The organism is Vibrio sp. STUT-A11, assembly GCF_026000435.1.
Classification (GTDB): Bacteria; Pseudomonadota; Gammaproteobacteria; order Enterobacterales; family Vibrionaceae; genus Vibrio.
Map to the genome: position 1 here is coordinate 2,704,290 of NZ_AP026763.1, position 21,384 is coordinate 2,725,673.

Annotated in this window: 21 protein-coding genes and 1 pseudogene; 1 reads left to right on the forward strand and 21 read right to left on the reverse strand. The window is 46.1% G+C overall.

Features of this window, described 5'->3' with window-relative positions:
• Window positions 1–18 precede the first annotated feature (18 nt).
• Window positions 19–1,485 carry an IMP dehydrogenase gene (gene guaB / locus OO774_RS12690; protein WP_264903014.1) on the reverse strand — a complete coding sequence of 489 codons (1,467 nt, stop codon included), beginning with the start codon at window positions 1,483–1,485 and terminating at the stop codon, window positions 19–21.
• A 235-nt stretch (window positions 1,486–1,720) separates the two neighbouring features.
• On the opposite strand from guaB, the gene xseA reads away from it, so the two are divergent.
• Window positions 1,721–3,052 (forward strand): exodeoxyribonuclease VII large subunit, encoded by a 1,332-nt coding sequence (xseA, locus tag OO774_RS12695; RefSeq protein ID WP_264903015.1) that lies wholly within the window; start codon window positions 1,721–1,723, stop codon window positions 3,050–3,052.
• Window positions 3,053–3,064: 12 nt separating this feature from the next.
• On the opposite strand, the gene OO774_RS12700 is transcribed toward xseA, so the two are convergent.
• The 20 genes and pseudogenes from OO774_RS12700 to trmJ form a co-directional block, all read right to left on the reverse strand.
• Window positions 3,065–3,289, reverse strand: coding sequence for a zinc ribbon domain-containing protein (locus OO774_RS12700; RefSeq protein WP_264903016.1), 225 nt, complete (start codon window positions 3,287–3,289; stop codon window positions 3,065–3,067).
• A gap of 294 nt (window positions 3,290–3,583) precedes the next feature.
• Window positions 3,584–3,935 (reverse strand): annotated as a pseudogene (locus OO774_RS12705) (alanyl-tRNA editing protein); the annotation flags it as partial.
• Between the two features lie 75 nt (window positions 3,936–4,010).
• Window positions 4,011–5,504 (reverse strand): ribosome biogenesis GTPase Der, encoded by a 1,494-nt coding sequence (gene der / locus OO774_RS12710; RefSeq protein WP_264903017.1) that lies wholly within the window; start codon window positions 5,502–5,504, stop codon window positions 4,011–4,013.
• A gap of 184 nt (window positions 5,505–5,688) precedes the next feature.
• The gene (gene bamB / locus OO774_RS12715; RefSeq protein ID WP_264903018.1) at window positions 5,689–6,849 is read right to left on the reverse strand and encodes an outer membrane protein assembly factor BamB; all 1,161 of its coding nucleotides are present in this window, start codon (window positions 6,847–6,849) and stop codon (window positions 5,689–5,691) included.
• 12 nt (window positions 6,850–6,861) lie between these two features.
• Window positions 6,862–7,476: a YfgM family protein gene (locus OO774_RS12720; protein WP_264903019.1), complete on the reverse strand. Its 615-nt coding sequence runs from the start codon at window positions 7,474–7,476 to the stop codon at window positions 6,862–6,864.
• A 124-nt stretch (window positions 7,477–7,600) separates the two neighbouring features.
• On the reverse strand, window positions 7,601–8,869 hold the full coding sequence (gene hisS / locus OO774_RS12725; RefSeq protein ID WP_264903020.1) for a histidine--tRNA ligase: 1,269 nt from the start codon (window positions 8,867–8,869) through the stop codon (window positions 7,601–7,603).
• Between the two features lie 26 nt (window positions 8,870–8,895).
• Window positions 8,896–10,014, reverse strand: coding sequence for a flavodoxin-dependent (E)-4-hydroxy-3-methylbut-2-enyl-diphosphate synthase (gene ispG / locus OO774_RS12730; RefSeq protein WP_264903021.1), 1,119 nt, complete (start codon window positions 10,012–10,014; stop codon window positions 8,896–8,898).
• Between the two features lie 6 nt (window positions 10,015–10,020).
• Window positions 10,021–10,971, reverse strand: coding sequence for a cytoskeleton protein RodZ (rodZ, locus tag OO774_RS12735; RefSeq protein ID WP_264903022.1), 951 nt, complete (start codon window positions 10,969–10,971; stop codon window positions 10,021–10,023).
• Window positions 10,972–11,487: 516 nt separating this feature from the next.
• On the reverse strand, window positions 11,488–12,615 hold the full coding sequence (locus tag OO774_RS12740; RefSeq protein ID WP_264903023.1) for a bifunctional tRNA (adenosine(37)-C2)-methyltransferase TrmG/ribosomal RNA large subunit methyltransferase RlmN: 1,128 nt from the start codon (window positions 12,613–12,615) through the stop codon (window positions 11,488–11,490).
• A 219-nt stretch (window positions 12,616–12,834) separates the two neighbouring features.
• A complete protein-coding gene (gene ndk / locus OO774_RS12745) occupies window positions 12,835–13,260 on the reverse strand; it encodes a nucleoside-diphosphate kinase (protein WP_264903024.1) in 426 nt (141 codons plus the stop codon).
• Window positions 13,261–13,347: 87 nt separating this feature from the next.
• Window positions 13,348–14,646, reverse strand: coding sequence for an aminopeptidase PepB (gene pepB, locus OO774_RS12750; protein WP_264903025.1), 1,299 nt, complete (start codon window positions 14,644–14,646; stop codon window positions 13,348–13,350).
• Window positions 14,647–14,817: 171 nt separating this feature from the next.
• On the reverse strand, window positions 14,818–15,012 hold the full coding sequence (gene iscX / locus OO774_RS12755) for a Fe-S cluster assembly protein IscX (RefSeq protein ID WP_264903026.1): 195 nt from the start codon (window positions 15,010–15,012) through the stop codon (window positions 14,818–14,820).
• A gap of 43 nt (window positions 15,013–15,055) precedes the next feature.
• Window positions 15,056–15,394 carry an ISC system 2Fe-2S type ferredoxin gene (gene fdx / locus OO774_RS12760; RefSeq protein ID WP_237318568.1) on the reverse strand — a complete coding sequence of 113 codons (339 nt, stop codon included), beginning with the start codon at window positions 15,392–15,394 and terminating at the stop codon, window positions 15,056–15,058.
• Window positions 15,395–15,407: 13 nt separating this feature from the next.
• Complete coding sequence (gene hscA / locus OO774_RS12765) at window positions 15,408–17,261, reverse strand: Fe-S protein assembly chaperone HscA (protein ID WP_264903027.1); 1,854 nt, start codon at window positions 17,259–17,261, stop codon at window positions 15,408–15,410.
• Window positions 17,262–17,282: 21 nt separating this feature from the next.
• On the reverse strand, window positions 17,283–17,798 hold the full coding sequence (gene hscB, locus OO774_RS12770; RefSeq protein WP_264903028.1) for a co-chaperone HscB: 516 nt from the start codon (window positions 17,796–17,798) through the stop codon (window positions 17,283–17,285).
• 55 nt (window positions 17,799–17,853) lie between these two features.
• Entirely contained in the window at window positions 17,854–18,180 is a 327-nt protein-coding gene (gene iscA / locus OO774_RS12775) for an iron-sulfur cluster assembly protein IscA (protein ID WP_176290955.1), read from the reverse strand.
• 71 nt (window positions 18,181–18,251) lie between these two features.
• Entirely contained in the window at window positions 18,252–18,635 is a 384-nt protein-coding gene (iscU, locus tag OO774_RS12780) for a Fe-S cluster assembly scaffold IscU (protein WP_005381718.1), read from the reverse strand.
• A gap of 37 nt (window positions 18,636–18,672) precedes the next feature.
• Window positions 18,673–19,887: an IscS subfamily cysteine desulfurase gene (locus tag OO774_RS12785; protein WP_264903029.1), complete on the reverse strand. Its 1,215-nt coding sequence runs from the start codon at window positions 19,885–19,887 to the stop codon at window positions 18,673–18,675.
• A 28-nt stretch (window positions 19,888–19,915) separates the two neighbouring features.
• Window positions 19,916–20,422, reverse strand: a complete 507-nt coding sequence (gene iscR, locus OO774_RS12790; RefSeq protein WP_264903030.1) for a Fe-S cluster assembly transcriptional regulator IscR — start codon at window positions 20,420–20,422, stop codon at window positions 19,916–19,918.
• A gap of 125 nt (window positions 20,423–20,547) precedes the next feature.
• A complete protein-coding gene (trmJ, locus tag OO774_RS12795; protein WP_264903031.1) occupies window positions 20,548–21,267 on the reverse strand; it encodes a tRNA (cytosine(32)/uridine(32)-2'-O)-methyltransferase TrmJ in 720 nt (239 codons plus the stop codon).
• Window positions 21,268–21,384 lie beyond the last annotated feature (117 nt).

Here is a 21,384-nt window from a genome sequence, read left to right on the forward strand (position 1 = left end):
AACGTTTTCGTTAGGCAATTAGTTACCTAGACGGTAGTTTGGCGCTTCCTTAGTAATCTGAACGTCGTGTACATGAGACTCTTGCATACCTGCACCAGAGATACGTACAAATTCAGCTTTAGTACGCATATCTTCGATAGTTGCAGAACCCGTTAGACCCATGCTTGAACGTAGACCACCCATTTGCTGGTGTACGATCTCTTTTAGGCGACCTTTGTATGCGATACGGCCTTCGATACCTTCAGGAACCAGCTTGTCTGCTGCATTGTCAGACTGGAAGTAACGATCAGAAGAACCTTGAGACATTGCACCCAGAGAGCCCATACCGCGGTAAGATTTGTACGAACGACCGTTGTACAGAATCACTTCACCCGGTGCTTCTTCCGTACCAGCAAACATAGAACCAACCATCACACATGACGCGCCAGCTACGATTGCTTTACAGATATCACCAGAGAAACGGATACCACCGTCTGCAATGACTGGTATGCCGTATTGGTTAGCAACTTCAGTTGCATCTGCGATAGCGGTAATTTGAGGAACACCAACACCCGTTACGATACGAGTCGTACAGATAGAGCCAGGGCCGATACCTACTTTCACTGCGCTTACGCCAGCTTCGATAAGTGCTTTAGCACCAGCACCTGTAGCCACGTTACCACCGATGATATCTAGGTCTGGGTAAGCAGCACGAGTTTCTCGGATGCGAGTCAGAACACCTTCAGAGTGACCGTGAGAAGAGTCGATAAGTAGAACGTCCACACCTGCTTCAACAAGAGCAGCAACACGCTCTTCGTTACCAGCACCAGCACCAACTGCTGCACCAACGCGTAGACGACCGCGTCCATCTTTACATGCGTTTGGTTTACGCTCTGCTTTGTGGAAGTCTTTCGCTGTGATCATACCAGTCAGTTTGAAATCATCATTTACAACCAGTACTTTCTCTACACGTGCTTCGTGCATTTTTTCTTGCACTTCTTCACGAGTTGCACCTTCTTCTACGGCCGCCAGTTTTTCTTTTGGCGTCATAACTGAAGATACTTTCTTAGCAAGGTCAGTAACAAAGCGAACGTCACGGCCAGTGATGATACCAACAAGTTCGTTGTGCTCAGTGACAACAGGGAAACCTGCAAAACCGTGCTTTTCAGTCAGTGCGACTACGTCAGCGATGGTAGCGTCAGGGTTTACTGTTACTGGATCTGTAACAATACCTGATTCGAATTTTTTAACTTTACGAACTTCAGCTGCCTGCTGCTCAATAGACATGTTTTTGTGGATAAAGCCAATGCCACCTTCCTGCGCAAGTGCAATAGCGAGACGAGCTTCCGTCACGGTATCCATCGACGCAGAAATCATTGGAATATTCAGGGCAATATTTTTCGTTAGCTGAGTGCGAAGATCAGCTGTGTTTGGGAGAACGGTGGAGTGTGCTGGCACTAGCAGTACGTCGTCGAATGTCAGCGCTTCTTTGGCAATTCTTAGCATTTGCAATATCTCACAATTAAAGGAGTAAAAAAAAACAATCCAAAGTCTCATCGTTTCGCATAATGAGGGTAACCGTTTTGGTCAACGAGTTACATTTGGATTAGATATTGCGGAGGGATTATACGTTCAACACAATCGATTGACTACAAGTTTTTTTAATTTTTTTCTTGCAATTACCCCCTTGCTATGTATTATATTTCCGCTAATTTCCATACTCACGTCTACGAGATTAGCTGTGCTCTCCCAGACCAATCAAAACATTTTCACTGTTTCCCGTCTTAATGCAGAAGTTCGTCTCCTGTTGGAAAATGAAATGGGGATCGTCTGGCTTGTCGGAGAGATCTCAAACTTCTCAGCTCCCGTCTCTGGTCATTGGTACCTGACGCTTAAAGACTCTCGCGCTCAAGTAAAATGCGCCATGTTCCGTGGCAACAATCGTCGTGTAACTTTCAAGCCTGCTAACGGGAACCAAGTATTAGTAAAAGCACGCCTCTCTCTCTATGAGCCGCGCGGTGATTACCAACTTATCATCGAAAGTATGCAGCCAGAAGGCGATGGTCGACTGCAGCAAGAGTTTGAAGAACTCAAGATGAAACTGGCTGCTGAAGGTTTGTTTGCCCAAACAAACAAACAGACATTGCCAGAACACCCGAAACGCGTGGGAGTGGTAACCTCAAAAACTGGCGCTGCACTTTACGATATCCTCGATGTATTAAAACGCCGTGATCCTTCTCTTCCTATTGTGATTTATCCAACCATGGTTCAGGGAGAAGATGCCGCTATTCAAATCGCACAAGCAATTGGTCGTGCAAACAGCCGTAATGAATGTGACGTGCTGATCGTTGGCCGTGGTGGTGGTTCATTAGAAGATTTATGGTGCTTTAACAACGAGATCCTTGCACGTACGATCTCGGCCAGCCAAATCCCTATCATTAGTGCCGTTGGCCACGAAGTCGATGTAACGATTGCTGACTTCGTTGCCGACGTACGAGCACCAACCCCTTCGGCAGCTGCGGAGCTGGTAAGCCGCGATAACAGTCATAAAGATCAAGCTCTCGTCACTCGTCAACATAAATTGGCGAGCGCAATGCGTTACTATTTGGCACAGCAAAAACGACAAGCAGCGCAACTGCTACACCGTTTAGAGCGTCAACATCCTAGCTATCAGTTGCAGCGTCAATCACAGCAATTAGATGAACTGGATGTACGACTACGCAGAGCAATGCAACGCTTCATCGATTCTCGTCAACAAGCGATTGAGCGTAAACACCACCGTCTACAGTTGAACTCTCCTGTCAGACACTTAGCTCAGCAAAAATCGAGGCTAGACCGTGTCGAGCAAAAGCTGTTGGATGCCATGGATCGCAAATTACTGACTGTGCGTCATCAACTGGCAATGGCTGCAGAAAAGCTGGAGGCAGTGAGCCCGCTTGCGACCCTCAAACGTGGCTATTCCATCACGCAAACAGAGCAAGGCAAGGTAATTACACAAGCTGAAGATGTGAAAACGGGCGACCGTCTGGTCACCCGTTTAGCAAATGGCGAGATTCGCTCGACCGTCAATTAACCCAGTTTAGCGTTAGTCAATCTTTTGAAACTCAAATCGAACTCGAGATTTTGATTTGAGTTCATTACAGGTATTACAGAAGTAATTCGCCGCCCCACAAGCCTGGAGCTTTTCCAGTTCAGCGTCACAATCGGGACAAAACCCTACCTTTTTGAAATCGGAGTCACACTGGTTACAGTGATACTGACCCGTCCACTCTAATTCAACGTCACAAGTCGGACAAATATTCTGCTGCATACGCCTTTACCTTACTCATTTTTTGATCTCATTATTCAAAATTTGCCACGCCAAACAATGATCGCCGTCACTGCTTTTGAGATATCGGATTGATGCGTTACTCATTAGGGCATATAAAGATCTTACTCTGATCTTCGGATATTACCCACTTGATCAGCGATCACCCCCTAAAAGAATATTTATATAACCACACACCGAAAGCATAAGTTACATATTCTGCATTTCAATTTCAAACAGATAAAAACACTAAAACGAAAGTTAAAAAACAAAGAAAACAGAACTTAATAAAAAGATCTAATTATCTAAAAACGCTTTTACTTCGGTGTGCATTTCGATGCTTTGCGCACCACATTCTCGTAAGGTGAAGTGTATTGAGCCAAATTCATTTAAGTGACTGGCATGCGTGCCACCACAAGGGATCACAGCGATTTCACCCTCTCCCAGATCGCACTTCCAATAGCGAGAATCGGTAAGATTCTCACCATGACACTCAATAATGATCGACTCGTCACGCTGAAGCCATTCGGATAGCTGAGCATTGACCTTATGTTCTATATCACTAAGGTACGACAGCATATCTGCGCTGTTTAGCCCTCTTTTTCGAAGTGTTTTACCTAAAATACGTATCCAGACATTTATCCACAGTAGTCGTCATAGTCGTTGTTCTGTGTTTTGAAGATAAAAAAATACCCAAGCAAAACTTGGGTATTGTTGAATTCGATTACTTACGGTTTTTAACCGCGGACATCATACGCTTGCGCTTACGTTCCTGAGAAAGCGTAAGTTTATTCGTACGGTTCTCAAATGGGTTCTCACTGTTCTGGAAGTTAATACGGATTGGTGTACCCATAATTTCCAGAGACTTGCGAAAATAGTTCATAAGATAACGTTTGTACGAATCTGGTAGCTCACGAACCATATTACCGTGAACAACCACGATTGGTGGATTATAACCACCTGCGTGTGCGTATTTCAGTTTAATACGACGACCACGAACCATAGGCGGCTGGTGATCATCAACAGCCATCTTCATGATACGAGTCAGAACAGACGTACCTACACGTGTCGTTGCCGATTTATAGGCTTCCTGAATTGACTCAAACAAGTGACCAACACCAGTACCGTGCAATGCTGAAATAAAGTGAATACGAGCGAAGTCAACAAAGCCCAGACGACGGTCTAGCTCTTTCTTCACGTTCTCTTTCACATCGTTATCCAGACCATCCCACTTGTTTACCGCAAGTACGATAGAACGGCCAGCGTTCAGAGCAAAACCGAGCAGGCTTAAGTCTTGATCAGAAATGTTTTCACGCGCGTCGATAACCAGCAGAACCACGTTTGCATCTTCGACAGCCTTCAACGTTTTAACGACGGAGAATTTCTCTACCGTTTCATTGATACGACCACGGCGACGTACGCCTGCGGTATCAATAAGTACGTATTCACGACCATCACGTTCCATCGGAATGTAGATAGAATCGCGTGTGGTGCCTGGCATATCGTAAACAACGACACGCTCTTCACCCAAAATACGGTTGGTCAACGTTGATTTACCAACGTTTGGACGGCCAATGATAGCTAGTTTGATTGGCTGATCCTGAAGACGCTTGAACTCTTGTTCCGCTTCTTCTTCGCTGTACTCTTCTTCTAGGATTTCAGCATCTTCAAATTCAGTCAGATCTTCAATCTCACCCTCTTCTGACTCGCTGCCCAGCAAGTCATCAAAGAACGGCGCTAAAGCTCGTTCAAGAAGTGCTGTCACGCCACGACCATGAGCTGCAGCGATCTGGTACATGTCGTCGACACCCAATTGCCAGAAATCGGCACAAGCAGCATCGGCATCAATACCATCAATTTTGTTTACTACCAGCATTGCTGGCTTTTCAATTTTACGCAGGTGCGCCGCAATCGCTTCATCAGAAGGCGTAAGACCAGCACGACCATCAACAAGGAATAGCACTACGTCAGCTTCATCAATGGCCGCTAAAGACTGCTCGGCCATCTTTGTTTCAACGCCTTCTTCCGTACCATCAATACCACCGGTATCAATGACGATGAATTCGTGCTCTTCACCAAGTTTAGCTTGGCCATATTTACGGTCTCGCGTCAGGCCAGGAAAGTCCGCAACCAACGCGTCACGAGTGCGAGTTAATCGGTTAAATAGTGTAGATTTACCTACATTCGGACGCCCGACTAGGGCCACAACAGGTACCATAACAACCTCTACAATAATCTTTCTTCTGTAGTTATAGGTAACGACTTGCCCAATGCCAAATCAAACCAGGTTTTACCTATAACCACGTCAAGAATAACTTTTAATAAATAAACAATAATTTCAAACAACAAAACGGCTCCTAACTGTCACCAGCCAGGAGCCGAATGTGAATTATATCACGATATTATTCGTTAATGGTTAGTTTCTTTACATCGCCATTGCGAGTAGTAAGGACATAACCATCAGACAGCATTGTTGGGCCAACAGCAAAGCCACTGTCATCAACATATTGCTGCGCGACGAAATCACCGCTTGAGCGATCCATCCAGTGCAGATAACCCAATGAGTCACCAACAACCAAGTAGTTGCCTATCACAACTGGCGCTGTCAATTGACGGTGCTCTAGCAAGCTGTTTTCCCACAACTCAGTGCCACTTCGCGCATCAACGGCGACAACATGATCTTTTTCAGTAATGACAAACAGACGATTGCCATCTGTTGCCATGTCATTCGCCGATGAGTAATTACGCTTCCAAATCGGATTTGCAGAGCGTAAATCAACCGCAACTAACTGACCATTAAAGCCGATGGTGAAAAGAGTGCCGCCAAGTACGATTGGAGAAGCGTCAACGTCAACCAAACGGTCGATTTCCGTTGCACCTTTTGGAGTACCGATTGGTTGTTGCCAAATAAGCTGACCACGCTCCACAATCGCGGCAGCGAGTCGACCATTTGCCGTACCCCAGAAAACACCACCACCAATCGCCACAGGGGTACTGTCACCACGTAAAGTCAGGTTAGGAACTTCAGTACTCAGTGCCCAACGTTGCTCACCAGTACTCTCATTGAGAGCAACAAGCGTGCCTCGGCTGGTATTAATGATGATAAGACCAGAATCAGCAACTGGCTTCACCAGTACTTCTCCGCCAACCTTTACACGCCAGTTCACTTCGCCTGTCTCTTGAGAAAGTGCGATGACGTCACCATTGTCAGAGCCAATAAATAGGCTTCCATAAGCAGCCGTGATACCACCAGAAAGTCTCGCAACGACACTTTCTTCCAGGTCTGATTCCCACAACGGCTTGCCGTTTTCCGGATCCAGCGCTTTGACAACACCGTCGCGGCTGGCAACAAATAAAGTACCATTCGCATAAACTGGAGACAGCTTAGAGAAGTAATGACCCACGCCATCACCGACCGATGTGCTCCACTCAGTATGAGTCGTAAACTCACTATCGACTTGAGGTAGCGGCGCCATCACAATGGTATCTTCTTCGCTGGCACAACCAGCAAGAATTCCCATCGTTAACGCCCCTAACAAGGCTTTTTTAAAGACACTTTTCATCCAATGCGGTCCTTACTTCGCCAGATCGTCCAATTTCATTTGTAGTGTCGGACTTGCATCCGTCGCTTGCTGTGCTTCGGTGTAAGCAGCATACGCGGCATCCTTGTCGCCTTGACGAAGAGCGATATCACCACGGAGCTCCGCGATCCGACCTGTCCATGCGGTTTCGGTGACTTTGCTTAGTTCAGAAGTCGCTGCATCAAAGTTACCCAGTTCCGCTTCAATTCGAGCTATACGGTAGCTGATAAGTGGAGACAATGCTGCATCTTCAGTACTACTTTGTGCCCACTTTAGTTGCTCTAGCGCTGCAGAAAGATCTTGTGCTTCAACTTGCGACTTTGCGAGTTGCAGTGCGGCCAATACTGAATATTCTTTTGCTTTGCTTGAGTCGATGAAAGCTTGAACTTCAGCCTGTGCGTCAACACCTTTTTCTTGTAGCGCATTAATCGCTGTGGTGTAGTTCTGTGAAGCTGCTTCACTCGCCTGAATCACTGAATCCTGGTAGTAACGCCAACCAAATAAACCACCTAGACCAACAACCGCACCGATGATGACGGCTTTGCCGTTCTCTTTCCACCAGTCTTTAATGGCTTCAACTTGTTGTTCTTCAGTATCGTAAAGTTCCACTTCCTGTCCTCTTAAAACATGCAAATGGCAGCAAAGGTGCCATTGTTCCTATCTCGTTTAAAGGCTCCACAGTTGGGAGCCTCAAATAACGAACCAGGATAAAATTACTAGCTTACTAAAAGACTTAAATCAGTGCTGCGATCTTTTCAGCAACTTCTGCTTGGTTGTAAGTGTGTTGCTCACCACCAGCCAAGTCTTTCAATACTACGGTGTTATCCGCAACTTCATTTTCACCCAGAACCAATGCTACAACAGCACCGACTTTATCTGCGCGTTTAAACTGTTTCTTGAAGTTACCGCCACCAAAGTGATTCATCACACGTACGCCAGGTACTTCTTCACGAAGCTGCTCGGCAAGTTTCATCCCTGCCATCATGGTACCTTCGCCCGCGGTCACAACGTATACGTCAACGCTACGACGTACTTCCGTTAACTCTAGTGTTTCCAGCATAAGCACCAGGCGTTCAAGGCCCATCGCAAAGCCTACTGCCGGCGTTGCTTTACCACCTAGCTGCTCAACCAGACCGTCATAACGACCACCACCACATACTGTACCTTGTGCACCTAAGCTTTCAGTGATCCACTCGAAAACAGTACGGTTGTAGTAGTCCAGACCACGAACAAGACGTTCGTTAACAGTGTATTCGATACCTGCAGCATCAAGAAGTTCACACAGACCTGCAAAATGTTGCTTAGATTCTTGGTCTAAGTGCTCGGAAAGACGAGGAGCGTCACCTAAAATAGCCTGAACATCTGGGTTTTTAGAATCAAGAACACGCAGAGGGTTAGTGTGCATACGACGCTTGCAGTCTTCATCCAGAACATCCATATGCTGCTCTAGGAAGGCAATCAGAGCTTCACGGTAGTTCGCGCGCGCTTCTAGTGAACCAATTGAGTTCAGCTCTAGTCGAACGTGCTTATCGATACCCAGCTCACGCCATAGACGCGCTGTCATCATGATAAGTTCGGCATCAACGTCTGGGCCATTTAAACCAAACACTTCCACGCCACATTGGTGGAACTGACGGTAACGACCTTTTTGAGGACGCTCGTGACGGAACATTGGGCCCATGTACCAAACGCGTTGTTCTTGGTTGTACAGTAGACCGTTTTCGATCCCAGCACGTACACAACCAGCAGTCCCTTCTGGACGAAGCGTCAGGCTGTCACCATTGCGATCGTCGAACGTGTACATTTCTTTTTCAACCACGTCAGTCACTTCGCCAATTGCACGACTAAATAGATGTGTCATCTCAACGATTGGCATACGCATTTCGTTATAACCGTATGCGCTAATTACATTTTTCGCTGCGTTTTCTAGCTTTTGCCACAGTGGTGATTGAGTTGGGAGGCAGTCGTTCATGCCTCGAATTGCTTGAATTGTTTTTGCCACAATACTTACCGTAATTCTCGTTGAGATTAATCTTGTATTTTTACTTCGATGCGATTTTCGCTGTCCATCATAGACGCTTTCGCTCGGATCTTAGCTTCGAGCTGATTCACAAGATCATCGTTATCAAAGCGCTCTTTCTGGCGTTTGCCATCTTCATAAAACGCACTCTTCTTGTTACTACCCGCCAAGCCTAAATGGGAAACTTCTGCTTCCCCCGGACCATTGACGACACAACCGATAATCGATACATCCATTGGGGTGATGATATCTTCTAAACGCTCTTCAAGTGCGTTAACGGTCCCGATGACATCAAATTCCTGACGAGAACAGCTCGGACACGCAATGAAATTGATTCCACGTGAACGAATGCGTAAGGACTTCAGAATATCAAAACCAACTTTGATCTCTTCGACTGGATCCGCTGCGAGAGAGATACGCAAAGTATCACCGATACCTTCAGCCAGAAGCATACCCAAGCCGACAGAAGACTTCACAGCACCAGCACGCGCACCACCCGCTTCGGTAATGCCTAAGTGTAGGGGCTGGTCAATTTTCTTAGCTAACAGACGGTATGAGTCTACTGCAAGAAAAACATCGGATGCTTTCACGCTCACTTTGAATTGGTCAAAGTTGAGACGATCTAAGTGATCCACATGACGCATTGCCGACTCCACCAAGGCTTCTGGTGTTGGCTCACCGTACTTCATCTGCAGATCTTTTTCTAAAGAACCACCGTTGACACCAATACGGATAGGGATGTTTTTGTCACGGGCACAATCAACCACTGAGCGAATACGCTCTTCGTTGCCGATGTTACCCGGGTTGATGCGCAGACAGTCAACACCGTACTCCGCCACTTTAAGTGCAATACGATAGTCAAAGTGAATATCGGCGACCAAAGGAACAGAGACTTGCTGCTTGATCAGTTTAAAGGCTTCAGCAGCATCCATTGTAGGTACAGAAACACGGACGATGTCTGCGCCGACTTTTTCTAGTGCTCGGATTTGTGCGACTGTCGCTTCCACGTCAGTCGTGCGAGTGTTGGTCATTGACTGTACAGCAATTGGAGCACCATCACCAATTGGCACATCACCCACATAAATACGCGTCGATTTACGACGAATAATAGGAGATTCGTGTTGCATAATTTTTTATAACGGTAAAGTGAATCTAGCGACTTTGCCTGAAGTATACCCAGAAAGGTCGACAGGTTCACTCGCAAATGTCATTGTAACCCCTTCCGGTGCGCCCAAAATCACTTTAAATGGTGCTTTTCCGGTAAGTTCTACATCCTGACCTGGTTTATGAGTGCCACTTACCAAGGTTTTGCCATTGGTATCTTTCACCTGAATCCAGCAGTCAGCTTTAAATGTCATAGTGAGAAGACTCATTCCTTCTGGCACGATGATGGCTGGCTCGTCAACAACTTCAGCTTCTTCAATTACTGCAGCAGGCTCTTCAACGTCGGTGCTTGCTGGTTGCTCCCCAGATAGAGTCTCTGTTGCTTGTGCAGAGCTTAACGTTTCGTCTGTTGCTACCAGTTGCTCTGTTGAAGCAGCAATGTCTTCTGGAGTACTCGCGATTAACTCGTCTGCACTCATTTGGTCGATGTCTGCCAGCTCTTCTGCACTCGGTTCAGGCGCTTCAACACTAGAATCAGTCACAACCTGAGTCAGGCTATTATCTTGTTGGTTTTGCCACCACCAGGCAGCGGAGATCCCGGTAATCACTATCGCGATAACCCAGGTCAGAAACATGATACGGCTATTGTGCTTTTCATGTTTTGTTTTGCGAGAAAAACTCTGCATTTCGATTTCTTGATCTTTCGGTTGGATATCGGCTGTTTGCTCTAGCGCCGTTAACACCACTTTTTCATCAAGACCAACCATTTTGGCATACGAGCGCAAATAACCACGAGTAAACGTCGCCACTTGTTGTGATTCAAATCGATTGTTTTCAATATCTTCAATAACAGAAACGCGAAGCCTCAGGCGGTCAGCAACTTGCTTTTGTGTCATACCTAAAGATTCGCGCTTGTTTTTCAATAATGTGCCTGCTTCAATCGAAAGCGGGACTTCATTCGTATTTTCGTGTTCTGTCATAATGATGGTTTTTAGTCTGTTTTAGTGGCTAACGCTGTTATTTATTTTCGTTGTTTTTCTTAAGACTCACTTAAAGATAGCCAGCCTAATCATGTTAACCAAAGTAATAATTTTAAGAATTTCTCTGAGCTTTGAATGTGAATACTCGCCTCGCAAAAATCAGCAAAACGTATGAGAGAATAAGCCGAGATTTCCCGATGTTGTCGTAAATGCTATACACATGATAAGACAATGTATAACAAAGACAAAAACTCTTTCCACTCAAACTAACAGATTGCTCAAGCTTTTGTCCAAACTTTGACACTGTAATTAGAAATTATACGCAATTCCATTCTAAGCATAAGGTTATACTGTGAAAAGGCCTTAACTAGCCGCTTCTGCACTGTGATTTTTACACCGCCCATATCGCTGAAAACACGATATGCATTACCTGTCATGACAGCTATTTGCTTATGGCAATCTCTGTAAACAAAATAGCCAGAGCAAAGGCTCTGGCTATTTTTAAATTCACGCAACTTAAACTGCTTTAACTTCAATAGTATCTGCACCACGTGCCGCTTTTAACGTTGCGGTACGCTTGGTTCGGTCAATAACGTCACCAACAAGCTGTCCACATGCCGCATCAATATCATCACCACGAGTCTTACGCACAGTCACTGTATGCTCATACTGCATCAGCGTCTTTTGGAAGCGGTCAATACGAGAATTGCTTGGCTTCTTATATGGCGAACCTGGATACGGGTTAAATGGAATCAAGTTGATCTTACATGGCGTATCTTTCATTAGCTCAGCAAGCTCACGCGCGTGGTCCATGTCGTCATTGACATGATCAAGCAACACGTATTCCACCGTCACTTTGCCACGGTTCGCGTTAGACGAAGCGATGTAACGGCGTACTGATGCCAAGAAATCTTCAATATCCCAACGGTCGTTGATTGGCATAATTTCACTACGCAACTTATCGTTCGGCGCATGAAGAGAGATAGCCAATGCAACATCAATTTTGCCGGTCATCTGATCAAGACCAGACACAACACCCGATGTAGAAACCGTAACACGGCGCTTAGATAAACCAAAGCCTAAGTCATCCAACATGATTTCCAGCGCAGGGATCAAGTTCTTCATGTTCAGAAGAGGCTCGCCCATGCCCATCATTACCACGTTGGTAATTGGGCGACGGCCAGTTTCCTTCTCAAGGCCAACTTCACGTGCAGCACGCCACACCTGACCAATGATTTCAGACACTTTAAGGTTACGGTTGAAGCCTTGTTGAGCTGTTGAACAGAACTTACATTCCAGTGCACAACCAACCTGAGAAGACACACACAATGTCGCGCGATCATCTTCAGGGATGTAAACCGTTTCTACGTCTTGGTCGCCCACCTTCATCGCCCATTTGATAGTGCCGTCAGAAGAGTGTTGCGCTTCCGCAACAGTTGGTGCTTTGATTTCACACTTGTGCTGCAGTTTTTCACGTAGTTTCTTGTTGATGTTCGTCATGTTATCGAAGTCATCAACACCGAAATGGTAGATCCACTTCATAACCTGATCAGCACGAAACGCTTTCTCGCCTAGTTCTTCCGCGAAAAATTGACGCATGCCTTTGCGATCAAAGTCGAGTAGATTAATTTTTTCAGTAGTCATGTTGCCTCTCAATGACTGAAACAAGAATAAGGGCGCGAATTGTACAGCCTTTACGCAGCGACAACAAGGGGTCTAAGACCCTGACTTTGCTAAGGCATTAAAATCACTTTGATTAAATTTTGTACACTTCTACTTTCAGGGCTAGTCTGGTTTTATAAACTAAAAAGCCCCGGAATCTTCCGAGGCTTACTATCTTTACGAGCACTTGTTCGCTCGAGATTAACGCGAGAATAGCTCTGATTCAGGGAAGAAAAATTCAATCTCACGAGCTGCCGACTCTGGGCTATCAGAACCATGTACAGAGTTGTGGCGCATGCTTAACGCGTAGTCGGCACGAAGTGTGCCAGCAGCCGCTTCTTCTGGGTTAGTTTTACCCATAAGTTCACGGTAACGTGCAATCGCATTTTCCCCTTCTAGAACCTGAACCATGATAGGACCAGAAGTCATGAACTCTTTTAAAGGTGGGAAAAACTCTTTGCCTTCATGTTCTGCGTAAAAACCGCTCGCCTGCTCTTCTGTCAGGTGAACCATTTTAGCAGCCACAATACGTAAACCCGCTTTTTCAATACGATTGTAAATTTCACCGATTAGATTTCGTTCCACAGCATCAGGCTTTACAATTGAAAACGTTCTTTCTAGAGCCATAAAGTTTCCTTTTTGTACTTGTAATAATAGTTTTATATCAAAGTGACTGATTAACGCGGCATCTGGAAGCCAAATGCCGCTCTCTCATTACTTGTTGGCTTGCTCGTTAAGAAAGCGAGCAAGCGTGCGAACACCCATACCAGTTGCACCTGCAGCCCATTTTTCAGACGCTGATTTGCGGTATGTACCCGCGCAGTCAAAGTGCAGCCAGCCTTTCTTGTAATCTTCAACAAAGTAAGACAAGAATGCCGCAGCGGTACTTGCACCTGGTGAGTAATCACCGGAGCTGATGTTAGATAAATCCGCAAAGTTTGATGGCAGCATACCACGGTGGAAATCAGCAAGAGGCAGCGGCCACAAGCCTTCTTTCTCTTGGTTTGCAGCGGTCAGAGCTTGATGAGAAAGATCATCATCGAAACTCATTAGCGCGTGGTAATCGTTACCCAGTGCGTTTTTCGCCGCGCCAGTCAAGGTTGCGCAGTCAATAATAAGCTCAGGGCTCTGCTCGCTTGCGTAGATTAGACCATCAGCCAAGACCAAACGACCTTCGGCATCGGTATTCATGATCTCAACGGTTTTACCGTTTTTGTAGGTGATGATATCACCCAGTTTCAGAGCGCGACCTGACACCATGTTCTCCGCACAGCATAGGATCAATTTCACACGTTTATTCAAACCACGCTGAATAGCCAAGCCCAAACCACCAGTGATAGTACCGGAGCCGCCCATATCCGCTTTCATTGCGCTCATAAATGCAGAAGGCTTCAGGCTGTAGCCGCCCGAATCAAACGTGATGCCTTTACCAACTAAACACGCAAATACTGGTGCGTTTTCATCACCAGTTGGGTTGTAGTCCAGTTGCAGCATGGCTGATGTACGCTCAGAGCCACGACCAACGGCATAAATGCCTTCCCAGCCTTCAGCCAGCAGATCTTTGTCTTTAACGATACGTGCAGTAACGGTGCCTTCTGGAGCAACAGATTTGATGAACTCTGCGGCCATCGTTGCAAGTTGACGAGGTGCAACCTCTTCTGCCGTTTTGTTGATGATATCGCGAGTGAAATTGGTAGCGGTAATGCGCGCCTGAAGTTCAGATTGATCTTCTTCTGATAACGCAACCCACTCAAGAGAGCCGTGTTTTTTCGGGTTGCGGTAGCCTTGATGGAAAGCCCAGATACTCTCTAGATCCCAATTGTCACCAGCAAGTAGGATAGAGTGAATTCCCTGGCCATCTAGCTGACGAGCTGCGCGCTGAACTGCACCAAGATCATGACCTTCACCCAAGTGTATGGTTGCTCCAGCCTCGGCAAACGAGAGCAGGGCCTTTTCTCCCCAATGTGGAGCTGCAGAATCTTGGCTTAAAAATACAGACATCTGTGTAGACATGGTTTCTCCTTGTCTTATAACGGCGTTGCCTACGCCGCTTGTTTTTTAGTAACTCACGGATGTTAGCATTATGTACGGCAAAAATGTCAAAATGATAAAAAACGGACCTGACGGTCCGCTTTTTTAAGTAAAAATTGTTAACTCGGCTGTGTTTTACCGCCGAATTGAGCATTAGTCAGCTTCATCCATCCAGCACAGAATAACGGCTTCAAGAATCTTTTCGTTGCAATGGTTTGGGTCATCGTCAAACCCATCCAGCTCCATGATCCATTGATGAAGGTCGGTAAAACGCACGGTTTGTGGGTCCACATCTGGAAACTTATCACACAGCTCAATCGCGATATCGCGAGAATCTGTCCATTTCATGCTCATCTTCCTTTTTCTTTCCCTTAAAACTTGAGGGATAGTTTTAATGATCTTCTGACGCGTGGTTTAGCGTGTATTTCGGAATCTCAACTACCAGGTCTTCATCCGCGATTCTCGCCTGACACCCAAGGCGAGATTCAGGCTCAAGACCCCATGCTTTATCCAGCATGTCATCTTCCAGTTCTTCGCTCTCTTCAAGAGAATCAAAACCTTCACGGATGATCACGTGGCAAGTGGTACAAGCACAGGACTTTTCACAAGCGTGCTCAATACCAATACCATTCTTTAACGCGACGTCTAGAACCGTTTCACCAGTATCAGCTTCCAGCACGGCGCCTTCTGGGCACAAATCTTCGTGTGGTAATACAATAATCTTAGGCATAACTACTTATCTCTTATATATCGTCTACTGATTGACCTGACAACGCAGCTCGAATCGATTTATCCATACGACGCGATGCAAAATTTTGGCTCGCTTTATCGGTATCTTTAATGCCCTGCTCTATCGCTTCAGCACTATCACCATTGCGCAGCTCAATCAGTGCTTCAATGGCTTTTACTAGATCTTGTTTCTCTTGCTCTGATAGTAGTTCATCACCATCAGCTTGCATGGCAGCGATTAAACCTTCAATCACACGGTCAGCTTCGACACGCTGTTCTGCTAAGGCACGGGCTTGCATGTCTTCTTTCGCATGATCCATAGAGTCACGCAACATGTTAGCGACTTCGTTATCACTCAGACCGTATGAAGGCTTAACTTGAATTTCAGACTGCACACCGGTGCTCTTCTCCAGCGCAGTAACAGAAAGCAAGCCATCGGCGTCTACTTGGTAAGTGACTCGAATGTGCGCTGCACCCGCCGCCATTGGTGGGATGCCTTTCAGTGAGAAACGAGCTAACGAACGGCAGTCATCCACCATTTCACGCTCACCTTGCACGACATGCACGCTCATGGCTGTTTGGCCATCTTTGAACGTGGTAAATTCTTGCGCGCGAGCTACCGGAATCGTGGTGTTGCGAGGAATGATTTTTTCCACCAAACCGCCCATGGTTTCAATGCCTAATGACAATGGAATGACATCGAGCAGCAGCATTTCAGAATCTGGCTTGTTACCTGCTAGAATATCCGCTTGGATACCAGCGCCAATTGCGACGACTTCATCCGGGTTAATGCTAGTCAGCGGCGGACGACCGAAGAATTCGCCAACCATTTCACGTACTAACAGGGTACGAGTAGAACCACCAACCATCACCACTTCAAGCACTTCTTCAGCGTCGACACCTGCGTCTTTTAATGCGCGGCGGCAAGACATCAATGTCTTCTTCACAAGAGGACGAATCAACTCTTCAAACTGCTCACGCGTTACTGTGCCTTTCCAGCCAAATACATCAACGTCTACACTGTCTTGCTCGGAAAATGCAATTTTAGTTGCGGTTGCGATGTTCAATAGTGTGCGGTTTTTCTCTGCAGAAAGAGGGGCTTCAAGACCCGCTTGCTCCATCAGGAAGTCAGCGAACAAATGGTCAAAGTCATCACCACCTAGCGCAGAATCACCACCCGTTGCCAGTACTTCGAAGACACCTTTAGACAGACGCAAGATAGAGATATCAAATGTACCACCACCTAAATCGTATACTGCAATCACGCCTTCCTGACCTGAGTCCAGACCATACGCAATGGCAGCTGCAGTTGGCTCATTTAACAGACGAAGAACGTGCAGGCCAGCCAATTTAGCGGCATCTTTTGTACCTGCGCGCTGCGCATCATCAAAGTATGCTGGCACTGTGATCACCACGCCAGCCAGCTCACCACCTAATGATTCTTCAGCACGTTGACCCAGCACTTTTAGAATATCAGCAGAGACTTCAATCGGGTTTTTATCACCTTGAGCAGTTTGTAGAACCGGCAGGCCGTTATCGCTCTCTTTAAACTGGTAAGGTAACGATGGGTAGCGAGATTGAATGTCGTTCAGTGAACGACCGATTAAACGTTTTACTGAGATAATGGTATTTTCAGGTTCAAGCTCAGCTTTTTGTTTTGCACCATCACCCACGACAGTTGCTTGTGCCGAGTAGTTCACTACCGAAGGCAGAATGCTACGACCCTGCTTGTCCTGTAAAGTCGCGGCATCGCCACTACGCACAGTAGCCACTAATGAGTTGGTTGTGCCTAAGTCGATACCTGCTGCTAACTTGTGCTCATGAGGTGCCGAGCTTTGGCCCGGTTCTGCGATTTGAAGTAGTGCCATTATAGATCCTTGTCACACTAACTAGCTGAAGAGTCGCTCTTCAACCAGCTCAATTTCGTTCTTTAGTTTGGCAACGAATTTCAGTTTGCGAACTCGGTCTGCGGCTTGTGCCCAAAGACCGTCATTAAGCTCTTGCTCAACGCTTGCCAAATGCTGTTTATACATTTTGCTGACCTTAGAATCAAAGTCAAAAAGCGCCGATTCAGGATCAGAGCTGCCAGCAATCTCTTCCAGTTCTTCACGCAGTTCCATTTGCTCCATTAAGAACATAGGATCTTGCATGGTTTGTTGTTCACCACGAAGTTCAATACCCTGTTCGGCCAAGATGTACTCCGCTCGGGAGATTGGATTTTTCAGGATTTGGTACGCATCGTTAATCTGCGCGGCTTTTTGCACTGCCATCAGGCGATCACGCTCAGACGCAGTAGCAAAGTTATCCGGGTGGAAACGTTTTTGTAGTTCTCTGAACTGAGAAGAAAGAAGGCTACCATCCAGCTGAAACTGACTTGGTAGCCCAAATAATTCAAAGTGATTCATTAAGTTCGGGTCCTAGTAAAGCCTTCCGGACTCGGTTGCCCAGAAGGACAATCAATTAGACGTTGAAGCTTTCACCACAACCACATTCACTTTTCGCGTTAGGGTTGTTGAACTCAAAACCTTCATTCAACCCTTCTTTCACGTAATCCAATTCAGTACCATCTAGGTAGACTAAACTCTTTTTGTCGATGATGATCTTTACTCCTGACAGGTCAAAGACTTCATCTTCTTCATCATTGAGCTCGTCAACAAACTCAAGCACATACGCCATACCGGAACAACCAGTCGTCTTCACTCCAAGACGTAAACCGATGCCTTTACCTCGGTTATCCAGGAATGCTTTTACGCGACTTGCCGCTGTTTCTGTCATTGTGATGGCCATACTGCACCTTAGTCTGTCTAAATTTCGATTGGAATGGGAGCGTTTAAGGCTCCCATTATATTACGGAATAATTATTCTTGGTGTTTTTTCTTGTAGTCTGCAACCGCTGCTTTGATTGCATCTTCAGCAAGAATTGAACAGTGAACTTTCACAGGTGGAAGTTCTAGCTCTTCTGCAATTTCAGAGTTTTTGATTGCAGCTGCTTCATCAACAGACTTACCTTTCACCCATTCAGTGACTAGTGAGCTTGATGCGATTGCACTACCACAACCGTATGTTTTGAACTTCGCATCTTCAATGATACCTTCTGGTGTCACTTTGATTTGCAGTTTCATCACGTCACCACAAGCTGGAGCGCCAACCATGCCGCTACCTACTGATGGGTCTTCTTTGTCAAATGAACCAACGTTACGTGGGTTCTCGTAGTGATCAATTACTTTTTCGCTGTATGCCATGATAAATTACCTCGAATCCTCTATTCAGTCCGTGAGATTAATGGTGAGCCCATTCAACAGTGCTCAGATCAACCCCTTCCTTGTACATATCCCATAGAGGAGACATGTCGCGTAGCTTAGTCACTGCAACGCGTATTTGTTCAATTGCGTAATCAATTTCTTCTTCTGTCGTGAAACGACCGAATGAGAAACGAACTGAGCTGTGAGCCAATTCATCGTCCATGCCAAGGGCACGTAGAACGTAAGATGGCTCTAGACTCGCAGAAGTACATGCACTACCAGAAGATACCGCTAGATCTTTTAGCGACATCAACAGTGATTCACCTTCTACGAAAGCAAAACTGATGTTTAGGTTTTGTGGTACGCGTTGCTCAAAATCACCATTTACCGTTACCGCTTCAAGGTCTTTCACACCATCGTAAAGACGGTTGCGAAGTGCAAGCGCGTGGTCGTAATCTTTTTGCATCTCTTCTTTTGCGATACGGAAAGCTTCACCCATACCAACAATTTGGTGAGTTGCCAGTGTACCAGAGCGGAAACCACGCTCATGGCCACCACCGTGCATTTGCGCTTCAAGACGGATACGTGGCTTACGACGTACGTAAAGCGCACCAATACCTTTAGGGCCGTAAATTTTGTGCGCCGATAGTGAAATCAAATCAACTTTCATTTCTTGAACGTCGATTGGCAACTTACCTGCTGATTGAGCCGCATCTACGTGGAACACGATTTTACGCTCACGACACATCTCACCAATAGCTGCGATGTCTTGAATAACGCCAATTTCGTTGTTCACGTGCATGATAGAAACAAGCACTGTGTCATCACGCATTGCTGCTTTAAGTTTTTCTAGATCGATCAGACCGTTTGACTCTGGCTCTAGGTAAGTCACTTCAAACCCTTCGCGCTCTAGTTGGCGACATGGGTCAAGAACCGCTTTGTGTTCTGTTTTACAAGTGATTACATGCTTACCCTTTTTCGAGTAAAAGTGAGCCGCACCTTTAATTGCAAGGTTGTCAGACTCAGTCGCACCAGAGGTGAATACGATTTCGCGTGGATCTGCATTTAGAAGGTCAGCAATTTGCTCACGAGCAGTATCCACTGCTTCTTCTGCCTGCCAGCCGTAACGGTGCGAACGAGACGCTGGGTTGCCAAATGTGCCATCCATTGTCATGTACTGAACCATTTTTTCAGCAACACGTGGATCAACGGGACATGTAGCGGAATAATCAAGATAAATCGGCAGTTTCATTCTCTACTCCAATGTAAAATGCTGACCGCTAAGAGCGGACGTTGATACCGATGGGCGCGGTAGTTGTATTTTTGTTGGAAAGCCCATTAGTCACCGCCAGATCAATATCCTGACGATCAGAAATTTCTAGTACTTCGTTGTCTTTCATCAACTCGCCGAGCGTGATGTTATTCAAGAAGTCACTGATACGAGAACTTAAGTCACGCCAAAGTGTATGCGTTAAGCAACGAGTCCCGCCTTGGCAGTCTCCTTTACCCTGGCATTTCGTTGCATCGACTGACTCATCCACAGCGGCAATCACAGTACCAATGGCGATGTCGTCTGCGTCTGTACCTAGTCGGTAACCACCACCAGGACCACGAACACTGGCAACAAGGCCCGCTTTACGCAATTTAGAAAATAGCTGCTCTAAGTACGAGAGCGAAATCCCCTGACGTTCTGAAATATCAGCAAGAGGTACAGGGTTTTGTTGCGAATGCAGTGCCACATCCAGCATGGCTGTCACCGCATATCTTCCTTTAGATGTAAGTTTCATACCACACCGTATCCACATGGTTTGTAATGATTATGATTTTTCCATACCCGAGTGTTTTAGTCAAGTATTTATCTGACCATTTTACTCAGGTATTTATCCTTACACTTAAGGTGGCTATTTTTCACTCAGCGCTTTTTCTCTATCGAAGTCAAAATGCCTCGAAGAATATTAAGCTCTTGAGCTTCAGGTCGAGCGCGATTGAACAAGCGACGCAGTTTATTCATCACCTGCCCTGGCTGTTCTTTACTAATAAACTGGGTTTCCACGATCACCTTTTCAAGGTGTTCAAAGAACATTTCTAGTTCTTTATGGCGTGGGTACTCTTCTTGTTCAGACGGAGAAAACTGACTTTTTTCCACGTTAAGGTGAGCAACACGAACTTCATAGCTGAGGGTTTGCACCGCCATGGCTAAGTTTAAGGAACTGTATTCTGGATTCGCTGGAATGCAAACATGATAGTGACATTTCTGTAACTCTTCGTTAGTCAAGCCCGTTCTCTCACGCCCAAATACCAGCGCGACTGGGTGCTTTTGACCTTCAACAGCGAACTTCTCACCACATTCACGCGGCTCCAACATTGGCCACTCTAAGGTACGTGAGCGCGCACTGGAACCTACGACCAGACCACAATCCTGAACGGCCTCATCCAGCGAGCTAACAATCGTCGCGTTTTGAGCAATATCACTGGCTCCGGCCGCTAACGCCAAGGCTTGTTCATCCACTTCACACTGCGGATCAACCAATACAAGCTGGCTTAACCCCATGACTTTCATTGCACGGGCTGCAGAGCCAATATTGCCTGAATGAGAGGTACCTACGAGTACGATTTTTACTTGATCCAACATCTATGTTTGCTACCTAATTAAAAACCGCAGGATATTAACATAATTTTTTAACACACCCTAGTTCGAAGCCGTGCCCTATTCGCATTCTCGTTAATTGATGTCGTATACCAAACAAGA

What these genes read in the sequence shown, in the direction of transcription:
- guaB (WP_264903014.1), bottom strand. Translation starts at nt 1,485, where the DNA reads ATGCTAAGAATTGCCAAAGAAGCGCTGACATTCGACGACGTACTGCTA.
- OO774_RS12700 (WP_264903016.1), bottom strand. Translation starts at nt 3,289, where the DNA reads ATGCAGCAGAATATTTGTCCGACTTGTGACGTTGAATTAGAGTGGACG.
- der (WP_264903017.1), bottom strand. Translation starts at nt 5,504, where the DNA reads ATGGTACCTGTTGTGGCCCTAGTCGGGCGTCCGAATGTAGGTAAATCT.
- bamB (WP_264903018.1), bottom strand. Translation starts at nt 6,849, where the DNA reads ATGAAAAGTGTCTTTAAAAAAGCCTTGTTAGGGGCGTTAACGATGGGA.
- ispG (WP_264903021.1), bottom strand. Translation starts at nt 10,014, where the DNA reads ATGCAACACGAATCTCCTATTATTCGTCGTAAATCGACGCGTATTTAT.
- rodZ (WP_264903022.1), bottom strand. Translation starts at nt 10,971, where the DNA reads ATGACAGAACACGAAAATACGAATGAAGTCCCGCTTTCGATTGAAGCA.
- OO774_RS12740 (WP_264903023.1), bottom strand. Translation starts at nt 12,615, where the DNA reads ATGACTACTGAAAAAATTAATCTACTCGACTTTGATCGCAAAGGCATG.
- ndk (WP_264903024.1), bottom strand. Translation starts at nt 13,260, where the DNA reads ATGGCTCTAGAAAGAACGTTTTCAATTGTAAAGCCTGATGCTGTGGAA.
- pepB (WP_264903025.1), bottom strand. Translation starts at nt 14,646, where the DNA reads ATGTCTACACAGATGTCTGTATTTTTAAGCCAAGATTCTGCAGCTCCA.
- iscX (WP_264903026.1), bottom strand. Translation starts at nt 15,012, where the DNA reads ATGAAATGGACAGATTCTCGCGATATCGCGATTGAGCTGTGTGATAAG.
- fdx (WP_237318568.1), bottom strand. Translation starts at nt 15,394, where the DNA reads ATGCCTAAGATTATTGTATTACCACACGAAGATTTGTGCCCAGAAGGC.
- hscA (WP_264903027.1), bottom strand. Translation starts at nt 17,261, where the DNA reads ATGGCACTACTTCAAATCGCAGAACCGGGCCAAAGCTCGGCACCTCAT.
- hscB (WP_264903028.1), bottom strand. Translation starts at nt 17,798, where the DNA reads ATGAATCACTTTGAATTATTTGGGCTACCAAGTCAGTTTCAGCTGGAT.
- iscA (WP_176290955.1), bottom strand. Translation starts at nt 18,180, where the DNA reads ATGGCCATCACAATGACAGAAACAGCGGCAAGTCGCGTAAAAGCATTC.
- iscU (WP_005381718.1), bottom strand. Translation starts at nt 18,635, where the DNA reads ATGGCATACAGCGAAAAAGTAATTGATCACTACGAGAACCCACGTAAC.
- OO774_RS12785 (WP_264903029.1), bottom strand. Translation starts at nt 19,887, where the DNA reads ATGAAACTGCCGATTTATCTTGATTATTCCGCTACATGTCCCGTTGAT.
- iscR (WP_264903030.1), bottom strand. Translation starts at nt 20,422, where the DNA reads ATGAAACTTACATCTAAAGGAAGATATGCGGTGACAGCCATGCTGGAT.
- trmJ (WP_264903031.1), bottom strand. Translation starts at nt 21,267, where the DNA reads ATGTTGGATCAAGTAAAAATCGTACTCGTAGGTACCTCTCATTCAGGC.